We start from the raw sequence: 9,801 nt of genomic DNA on the forward strand, positions 1-9,801 counted from the left end.
ATGAAGCAACTTCCAGGCCCCCAGGGGCTGTATCACCCGTCGAACGAGCACGATTCCTGTGGTGTCGCGTTCGTCGTGGACATGAAGGGCCGCCGCAGCAGGGACATCGTCGAGAAGGCGATCACCGCGCTGGTGAACCTCGAGCACCGTGGTGCCGCAGGCTCCGAACCCAACACGGGTGACGGCGCCGGCATCCTCCTCCAGGTCCCGGACAAGTTCTTCCGCGCCGTGGTCGACTTCCCGCTGCCCGCGGAAGGCACGTACGCCACCGGCATCGCGTTCCTGCCGCAGAGCAAGGCCGACGCGCAGCGCGCAGCCGACGCCGTCGAGAAGATCGTCGAGAGCGAGGGCCTGAAGGTCCTCGGCTGGCGTGAGGTCGCGACCGACGACTCGTCGCTCGGCGCCCTGGCCCGCGACGCCATGCCGACGTTCCGGCAGATCTTCATCGGCAGCGAGAACGACGCCCTCACCGGACTCGACCTCGAGCGTCGCGCCTACGTGGTCCGTAAGCGCACCGAGCACGAGCTGGGCAGCGAAGGCGCCGGCAAGGACGGCCCCGGCCGCGAGACCGTGTACTTCCCGAGCCTGTCGAGCCAGACGTTCGTCTACAAGGGCATGCTGACCACCCCGCAGCTCAAGGGTTTCTACCTGGACCTGCAGGACGAGCGCGTCGAGTCGGCCCTCGGCCTGGTGCACTCGCGCTTCTCCACCAACACGTTCCCGTCGTGGCCGCTGGCCCACCCGTTCCGGCGGGTTGCCCACAACGGTGAGATCAACACCGTCACCGGCAACGAGAACTGGATGCGTGCCCGTGAGGCGCTCATCGACAGCGACATCTTCGGCGGCCGCGAGCAGCTCGAGAAGATCTTCCCGGTCTGTACGAACGGCGCCAGCGACACCGCGCGGTTCGACGAGGTGCTCGAGATGCTGCACCTCGGTGGCCGCAGCCTGCCGCACGCCGTGCTGATGATGATCCCGGAAGCCTGGGAGCGTCACGAGAGCATGGACCCCGCACGCCGGGCGTTCTACCAGTACCACTCGTCGCTCATGGAGCCGTGGGACGGACCGGCGTCGGTGTGCTTCACCGATGGCACCGTCATCGGCGCCGTCCTGGACCGCAACGGGCTGCGTCCCTCGCGTCTCTGGGTGACCGACGACGGCCTCGTCGTCATGGCCTCCGAGGTCGGCGTCCTGCCGATCGACCCCGCCACCGTCGTGAAGAAGATCCGGCTGCAGCCCGGCCGCATGTTCCTCGTCGACACCGCCGAGGGTCGCATCATCAGCGACGACGAGATCAAGTCGGAACTGGCCGCGGAGCACCCCTACCAGGAGTGGCTCGACCAGGGTCTGACCCACATGGACGACCTGCCGGACCGCCCGTACACCTACATGTCGCACGAGCGTGTCGTTCTGCGTCAGCAGATGTTCGGGTACACCAACGAAGAGGTCAACCTCCTCGTCAAGCCGATGGCGCTCTCTGGCGCCGAGGCCCTCGGCTCCATGGGCACCGACACCCCGATCGCCGTGCTGTCCTCCCGGTCGCGGATGCTGTTCGACTACTTCTCGCAGCTGTTCGCGCAGGTCACGAACCCGCCGCTCGACGCCATCCGCGAGGAGGTCGTCACCAGCCTCGGCGGCACCATCGGCCCCGAGCACGACCTGCTGCACCCCACCGCAGAGTCCTGCCGGCAGATCTTCCTGCCGCAGCCGATCCTGCACAACGACGACCTGTCGAAGCTCATTCACGTCAACGACGACGGTGAATTCCCGAACTTCCGCAGCGTCATCGTCCGCGGTCTGTACCCGGTGGCCGAGGGCGGAGCGGGTCTGCGCAAGGCCCTCGACGACGTCCGCTACCAGGTGTCGGAGGCCATCGCCGGCGGTGCGCGCCTCGTCGTCCTGTCCGACCGCGAGTCGAACGAGACGTACGCGCCCATCCCGTCGCTGCTGCTGACGTCGGCCGTGCACCACCACCTGGTGCGTGAGAAGACCCGCACCAAGGTCGGCCTCATCGTCGAGGCCGGCGACGCCCGCGAGGTGCATCACATGGCGCTCCTCATCGGCTTCGGTGCGGCAGCGGTCAACCCGTACATGGCATTCGAGACCGTCGACGAGGCGGTGCAGAACAACGAACTGCAGGGTGTCACGCTCGACAAGGCCATCCAGAACTACATCAAGGCCGCGGGCAAGGGTGTGCTCAAGGTGATGTCCAAGATGGGCATCTCCACCCTCGCGTCCTACACCGGCGCCCAGCTGTTCCAGGTCATCGGCCTGTCGCAGGAACTGGTCGACGAGTACTTCACCGGCTTGCAGTCGAGCCTCGGCGGCATCGGTCTCGACGAGATCGCCGCCGACGTCGCGGTCCGCCACTCCAACGCGTACCTGGACCGTCCCGAGGAGCGCGCGCACCGCGAGCTCGAGGTGGGCGGCGAGTACCAGTGGCGTCGTGAGGGCGAGTACCACCTGTTCAACCCGGACACCGTGTTCAAGCTGCAGCACTCCACGCGCACCGGGCAGTACGAGGTGTTCAAGGAGTACACGAAGCTGGTCGACGACCAGTCCGAGCGCCTCGCAGCGTTGCGCGGCCTCTTCGAGTTCAAGAAGGGCGTCCGCGAGCCCGTCCCGCTGGACGAGGTCGAGCCCGCCACCGAGATCGTCAAGCGCTTCTCGACGGGTGCGATGAGCTACGGCTCCATCTCCGCCGAGGCGCACGAGACCCTCGCCATCGCCATGAACCGCCTCGGCGGTCGGTCCAACTCCGGTGAGGGCGGCGAGAGCCCGGCCCGCTTCACCCCGGACGAGAACGGCGACTGGCGGCGGTCCGCGATCAAGCAGGTCGCGTCGGGACGCTTCGGTGTCACGTCGCACTACCTGACCAACTGCACCGACATCCAGATCAAGATGGCGCAGGGAGCGAAGCCCGGTGAGGGCGGCCAGCTGCCGGCGCACAAGGTGTACCCGTGGGTGGCCGAGGTCCGGCACTCCACGCCCGGCGTCGGGCTGATCTCGCCGCCGCCGCATCACGACATCTACTCGATCGAGGATCTCGCGCAGCTGATCCACGACCTGAAGAACGCCAACCCGCAGGCCCGGATCCACGTGAAGCTGGTGTCCGAGGTCGGTGTCGGCACCGTCGCCGCAGGTGTGTCCAAGGCACACGCGGACGTCGTGCTGATCTCCGGTCACGACGGTGGCACCGGTGCCACCCCGCTGACGTCGATGAAGCACGCGGGCGCCCCGTGGGAGCTCGGCCTCGCCGAGACCCAGCAGACGCTGCTGCTCAACGGTCTGCGCGACCGCATCGTCGTGCAGGTCGACGGCCAGCTCAAGACCGGCCGCGACGTCATGGTCGCCGCGCTGCTCGGTGGCGAGGAGTTCGGTTTCGCGACCGCTCCGCTGGTGGTGTCGGGCTGCATCATGATGCGGGTCTGCCACCTCGACACCTGCCCCGTGGGTGTCGCCACGCAGAACCCTGTTCTGCGCAAGCGATTCAACGGTAAGCCGGAGTTCGTGGAGAACTTCTTCCTCTTCATCGCCGAAGAGGTGCGCGAACTCCTCGCCGAGCTCGGCTTCCGCACCCTCGACGAGGCCGTCGGACAGGTCGACGTCCTCGACACCACGAAGGCGCTCGAGCACTGGAAGGGCAGCAAGGCCGGCAATCTCGACCTGTCGCCGATCCTGCACGAGACCGAGTCGGCGTTCATGGATCAGGACCTGTACTGCACGGGCACCCAGGACCACGGCCTCGACAAGGCGCTCGACCAGCAGCTGATCGTCCAGAGCCGCAACGCTCTCGACAAGGGCCAGAAGGTCACGTTCGAGTCGCCGATCACCAACGTCAACCGCACGGTCGGCACCATGCTCGGCCATGAGGTGACGAAGGCGTACGGCGGCGAGGGCCTGCCGGACAACACGATCGACATCACGTTCACCGGTTCGGCCGGTAACAGCTTCGGTGCGTTCGTCCCCAAGGGCATGACCCTGCGCCTGCACGGCGATGCCAACGACTTCGTCGGCAAGGGTCTGTCCGGTGGACGCCTCGTGGTGCGCCCGCCGCTGGAGACCGCCCCCGGCTTCGTCGCCGAGGACAACATTATCGGCGGCAACGTGATCCTGTTCGGTGCCACGAGCGGTGAGGCTTTGCTCCGCGGTGTCGTGGGCGAGCGATTCGCGGTCCGTAACTCCGGCGCCACCGCGGTGGTCGAGGGAGTCGGCGACCACGGTTGCGAGTACATGACCGGCGGAAAGGTCGTCATCCTCGGTGCGACGGGACGCAACTTCGGTGCCGGCATGTCCGGTGGCGTCGCGTACGTCTACAACCCGGACAAGGTGTTCGAGGACAACCTCAACACGGAACTGGTGGATCTCGAGGACCTGACGGGTGACGACTTCACCTGGCTGAAGGCCGCCATCGAGCGTCACCGCGACGAGACGGGCTCCGAGGTTGCCGCGCGCATCCTGTCCGACTGGTCGCAGCAGGTCAATCATTTCGCGAAGGTGATGCCCCGCGATTACAAGAAGGTGCTCTTGGCCATCGAGGCCGCGAAGAAGGATGGAAAGAACGTGGACGAGGCAGTGATGGAGGCAGCTCGTGGGTGATCCAAGCGGCTTCCTGAAGCACACGTCACGCGAACTTCCGGTTCGCCGGCCGGTGCCGTTGCGCCTGCTCGACTGGAACGAGGTCTACGAGGAGTTCTCGTCGGACACCCTGAAGACTCAGGCCAGCCGGTGCATGGATTGCGGTATCCCGTTCTGCCACAACGGCTGTCCGCTGGGGAACCTGATTCCCGAGTGGAACGACCTGGTGTACCGGGACCGGTGGCACGACGGCATCGAGCGTCTGCACGCGACCAACAACTTCCCGGAGTTCACCGGGCGGCTGTGCCCCGCACCCTGTGAGGCGTCGTGCGTCCTGGGCATCAACCAGGACCCCGTCACCATCAAGCAGGTCGAGGTCGAGCTCATCGACCGCGCCTTCGACGAGGGCTGGGTCAAGCCGGTCCACCCGACCCGTTCGACGGGCAAGAAGGTCGCCGTCGTCGGTTCCGGTCCCGCGGGTCTCGCTGCAGCGCAGCAGCTGACGCGTGCCGGGCACATGGTCACGGTGTTCGAGCGGGCCGACCGCATCGGCGGGCTGCTGCGGTACGGCATCCCCGAGTTCAAGATGGAGAAGCGGCACATCGACCGCCGTCTGGACCAGATGAACTCCGAGGGCACCGTCTTCAAGACGGGTGTCAACGTGGGTGTCGACATCACCGCGGATGCACTGCGCGCGCAGTTCGACGCCGTGGTCCTGGCCGGCGGTGCCACCGAGGCCCGCGACCTGCCGATCCCCGGCCGCGAGCTGGACGGCATCCACCAGGCGATGGAGTTCCTGCCGATCGCCAACCGCGTGCAGCTCGGCGACCTGGAGGAGCCGACCATCACCGCGGAGGGCAAGAAGGTCGTCATCATCGGCGGCGGCGACACCGGCGCGGACTGCCTGGGCACCTCGCACCGTCAGGGTGCCGAGAGCGTTCACCAGTTCGAGATCATGCCGAGACCTCCCGAGACCCGCGCCGAGCACACCCCGTGGCCGACGTACCCGCTGATGTACCGGGTCGCGTCCGCACACGAGGAGGGCGGCGAACGTCTCTTCTCCGTGAACACGGAACGGTTCGTCGGTGCCGACGGCAAGGTGACCGCACTGAAGGCCCACGAGGTCGAGATGAAGTCGGGTCGCTTCGAGAAGGTGGAGGGTTCGGACTTCGAGCTCGAGGCCGACCTCGTCCTGCTGGCGATGGGCTTCGTGGGACCCGAGAAGCCGGGCCTGCTCACAGATCTCGGCGTCGACCTCAACGAGCGCGGCAACGTCGCCCGCTCCGCGAAGTGGGCCACCAACGTCGACGGCGTCTTCGTGGCCGGCGACATGGGACGTGGACAGTCGCTGATCGTGTGGGCCATCGCCGAGGGTCGCTCCGCGGCCGCCGCGGTCGATGCGTACCTCGAGGGCGAGTCGGCGCTGCCGTCTCCGATCGAGACCACCACCGCCCCGCAGCGGTAGCTGTAACTGCTCGTACAATCCGCACCCCGGTAGGTTTTCCTACCGGGGTGTCGGTTTATCGTGCGGGGGTCACGTTCGGTCGGTAACGTTCATTTACCGATCGTGCATCTTTAGGTCACGTCGCCCTGGCAGCATCCCGTCTGCAGGACGGCGAAGGGGAGAACAGGTTGAGGCCATGGCAATGAAACGGGTTGTCGCATTTCTGACCGCAGTGGCTGCTGCGGCAGCCATCCCGGTGGTATCGGGAGTAGCGGGCACGAGCGCAGTGGCGAACGCTGACCCCTGCCCGAGTCTGTACGTGGTCGCGATTCCGGGGACGTGGGAAACGTCCACCAAGGACAACGTCAGGCCCACGCCGGGTCTGCTGTCCGCGGTGACGAACGGTCTGCCGTCGTCGATCCGCACCGACTACGTCACGTACGCCGCCACGGCCTTCCCGTGGGAGTCCGAGGTGTACGGGCGCTCGAAGGCGCAGGCGGTCAGCAATGCCAAGGGCATGCTGTCGTCGATGTCGCAGCAGTGCCCCGACACGAAGCTGTCGATCATCGGGTACAGCCAGGGCGCCGACGCCGCAGGTGATCTCGCTGCGGAGATCGGCACCGGCCTCGGTGTCGTCCCCGCCGACAAGATCGCGGCCGTCGGACTCGTCTCCGATCCGCGGCGGTCGCCGACCGATGCCCTCGTCGGCCCTGCCGTCGCCGGTAGCGGTGCCGGCGGTCCCCGCATCGGCGGGTTCGGCTGGGTCAGCCAGAACACCCGCACGTTCTGCGCATACGGTGACCTGTACTGCTCCACGCCGAAGGAAGACTTCGTGACCCGGCTCGCGGGATTCCTCGCGCAGACGTCGGATCCGACGCCGACACTGTTCGGCCGCTACCAGCAGGAAGCGCTCGCGATCTGGAACGACATCCTCGCTGTCGGCGGTGTTCCGGCCCTGATGGCTCAGCTGGACGAGCAGTCCAACGAGAAGCGCATCGACGAACTGGAGCAGTTCTACAAGTCGCAGGCTCACCAGGACTACACCAGCTACGCGGTCGACGGATCGGGTACGCCCGCCACGACGTGGCTGAGGAACTGGTTGCGCGACATCGCGTGAGTTCGGCTGACGGCGGCAGGGGATGATGTCCGACGTGACTGACACCCCTGCCGCTGTCGTCGGCTACGACGCCTTCGTGACCGTTCGGTGGTCCGACATGGACGCCTTCCAGCACATCAACCATGCGCGGATGGTGACGTTACTCGAGGAGGCCCGGATCGACTGGCTGCTCAGCGAGGGCAGCGAGAACTCGTCGCTCATCACGAGCGCATTCATCGCCGACATCCACGTGAAGTACCGGGGACAGTTGCGCCACTCCGACAGTCCCCTGCGGATCACGATGTGGATCGCGAAGCACCGGGCGGTCGACTTCACGATCGGCTACGAGGTCCGGGGTGCGCGTACCCCGATCACCGATCCGCCCGCCGTCACCGCCACCACTCAGATGGCCGTCGCGGATGTCGATGCCCAGCGACTACGCCGCATCACCGCCACCGAGCGCGAGTACCTGAGCCGCTGGTCCCGCACGTGAGTGCGAAAGTGTGTTCCCGCACGCTTTCCCACTCACGTGCGGAGGTCGTCGGGGGCCGGTAGGGGACTGTCGGGGTCGAGGACCGCGCCGCGGCTGCGCATCGTGGTGTCGACCAGCGCCCACGCCCACGCGGCCAGCTGTTCGGTCAGCGCGCCGACGTCGGTGCCGCCCGGACGTTCGATCCACTCCGCGGACACCGACTCGACCATCCCGATCAGCGCATTGGCGAGCGGTGTCGCGGTGGCGGGGGCGCCGAGGGCGTCCAGGTACGGGTGGAGCATGTCGGAGACCGCGGTGCTGATGGCCCGCCGCACCTCTCCGGCCGCGGGGGAGAACGACATCAGGTAGCGGTACAGGTTGGCGTGTTCGGTGACCCAGTCGAGGTGGGTGCGGGCGGCGCGGGTGAGGATCGCGTGCGGTGCGCCGTCGACGGTGATCACGGGCGCGTATTCGAGGAGCATCATCGCCGCGACCCGCCGGGCGACGGCGTTCCTGAGGTCGGTGCTGTCGTCGAAGTGCCGGTAGATGCGGGTTCGCGCGACCTCGGCGTAGACGGCCATCGTCGCGACCGACACGTCGGGACCTTCTGCGTCGATGGCGACGAGTGCCCGTTCGACGAACTCCGAGCGCCGCTTCTCGCGTTGGCCGCGCCACCGGGCAGCACGCCCGTCACCGGCGTCTTGCTGGGGTTTCGTCATCGGATCGAATCGTAGTCTTCCCTGTCGGTGGGTTTCCGTATACCGTCGGCAGTATGCGGTACATCGATGTACCACACACTCTCCGCCTCGGACGTCGACACGTTGGGATATCCGTCTTGTCCATTCAGCTCTGCCTGTCCGACCCCCGCAGTTCCGGGCGTTCGATGATCGGCTTACGCAGCACCACGGTGATCGTCGTTCCGCCCGCGATGGCCCTCGAGTACCTCGGTGATCCGGAGACCGTGCTCGATGCGATCGCGCTGCCGTCCCGTGCCCGGGTCGTCGCATCGGACCCGGGTCGCCGGCTCGTCGTCGAGGCCGATCACGGCGTGCACGGATCGGTCTGGACGTTCGACGCGCTCAGCCCGGACGAAACGGAGCTCACCGTCGACTTCCGCTACCACTCTCCCGGCAGACCGGCAGGACAACTGCTCGGCGGTGTGGCCGCACCGATGGTGTGGCAGGCGCTGCGACGCGCACAGGTGACGTTGAAGGACCGGATCGAAACCCTCTACCACGAGCCCGCCGACCCGGCCGGTCTCGACCGAAGGAGAGCATGACGTGGGATTCTCGGCAGCGGGCAAGACGGTCCTGATCACCGGGGCGGCAATGGGGATGGGACGTCTGTTCGCCCGGCTCGCCGCCGCCGAGCACGCGGGCGCGGTGGTGTTGTGGGACATCGACGCCGACGCGCTCGAACGCACGGCGCAGGAACTGCGCGAATCGGGGTGCATCGTCAGCGCACAGGTCGTCGACGTCGCCGACCTCGAATCCGTCCGCACGGCGGCCGCCGAGGTGCGGGGTGCGTTCGGCCGCCCCGACGTGCTCGTCAACAACGCCGGTGTGGTGCGCGGCAAGTACTTCTGGGACCACGACCACGAGTCGGACACGAAATTCGTGATGGACGTCAACACACTCGCCCCGATGTACGTCACCAACGAGTTCCTGCCCGCCATGATCGAGGACCGGGGCCGGGAGTGCCGCATCGTGAACATCGCGTCCGCCGCCGGGACCGTGGCGACGCCGAGGATGGCCGTGTACGCCGCGTCGAAGTGGGCTGCCCTGGGGTGGAGCGATTCGCTGCGACTCGAACTGGTCCAGGCCGGCCACGGGCACGTCAAGGTCACCACCGTGTGCCCGAGCTACATCTCCACCGGCATGTTCGACGGTGTGAAGAACCCCATGTTCGCCCCGATCCTCAGCCCGGAGGACGTCACGGCCCGGTCCTGGCGGGCGATGAAGCAGGGGAGGCCGCTGCTGATGCTGCCGCGGTCGCTGTATTTGTCGCGGGTGGCGAAAGCCGTCCTGCCCGTGCGTGCCTGGGACCGTCTGGCCGACCGGCTCGGTGTGTACCACAGCATGGACGCCTACACCGGCCGGGTGCAGGCCCCGACCCCCTGATGCTTCGGATCAGCCGAGGTCGAAGCGGGCGCCGAGCCGCATGCTGCCGGGGGCCAGGCGACTCAGCGCCCGCCCGAACTTGGCTTCGGGC

General features: G+C 67.3%; 7 protein-coding genes. 6 read left to right on the forward strand and 1 reads right to left on the reverse strand.

Annotation, left to right across the window (positions count from 1 at the left end; genetic code table 11):
- From gltB to DTA22_RS18165, 4 genes are all read left to right on the forward strand, one after another.
- Positions 1-4,599, forward strand: a complete 4,599-nt coding sequence (gene gltB, locus DTA22_RS18150) for a glutamate synthase large subunit (protein WP_037240391.1) — start codon at positions 1-3, stop codon at positions 4,597-4,599.
- Positions 4,592-6,043 carry a glutamate synthase subunit beta gene (locus DTA22_RS18155; protein WP_037240390.1) on the forward strand — a complete coding sequence of 484 codons (1,452 nt, stop codon included), beginning with the start codon at positions 4,592-4,594 and terminating at the stop codon, positions 6,041-6,043. Before gltB ends, DTA22_RS18155 begins: the two co-directional genes overlap by 8 nt.
- A 181-nt stretch (positions 6,044-6,224) precedes the next feature.
- On the forward strand, positions 6,225-7,139 hold the full coding sequence (locus tag DTA22_RS18160) for a cutinase family protein (RefSeq protein WP_037206801.1): 915 nt from the start codon (positions 6,225-6,227) through the stop codon (positions 7,137-7,139).
- A 22-nt stretch (positions 7,140-7,161) separates the two neighbouring features.
- Positions 7,162-7,611 (forward strand): acyl-CoA thioesterase, encoded by a 450-nt coding sequence (locus DTA22_RS18165; protein ID WP_112300326.1) that lies wholly within the window; start codon positions 7,162-7,164, stop codon positions 7,609-7,611.
- Between the two features lie 32 nt (positions 7,612-7,643).
- Here the strand turns inward: DTA22_RS18165 and DTA22_RS18170 are convergent, their stop codons facing one another.
- Positions 7,644-8,309 (reverse strand): TetR/AcrR family transcriptional regulator, encoded by a 666-nt coding sequence (locus DTA22_RS18170; protein ID WP_112300328.1) that lies wholly within the window; start codon positions 8,307-8,309, stop codon positions 7,644-7,646.
- 116 nt (positions 8,310-8,425) lie between these two features.
- Here DTA22_RS18170 and DTA22_RS18175 point away from each other — a divergent pair, with 116 nt between their 5' ends.
- Both DTA22_RS18175 and DTA22_RS18180 read left to right on the forward strand, forming a co-directional pair.
- The gene (locus DTA22_RS18175) at positions 8,426-8,869 is read left to right on the forward strand and encodes an SRPBCC family protein (protein ID WP_112300330.1); all 444 of its coding nucleotides are present in this window, start codon (positions 8,426-8,428) and stop codon (positions 8,867-8,869) included.
- Between the two features lies 1 nt (position 8,870).
- Entirely contained in the window at positions 8,871-9,710 is an 840-nt protein-coding gene (locus DTA22_RS18180; protein ID WP_112300332.1) for an SDR family oxidoreductase, read from the forward strand.
- Positions 9,711-9,801: the final 91 nt, after the last annotated feature.

This window comes from Rhodococcus wratislaviensis (genome assembly GCF_900455735.1).
GTDB lineage: Bacteria > Actinomycetota > Actinomycetes > Mycobacteriales > Mycobacteriaceae > Rhodococcus_F > Rhodococcus_F wratislaviensis.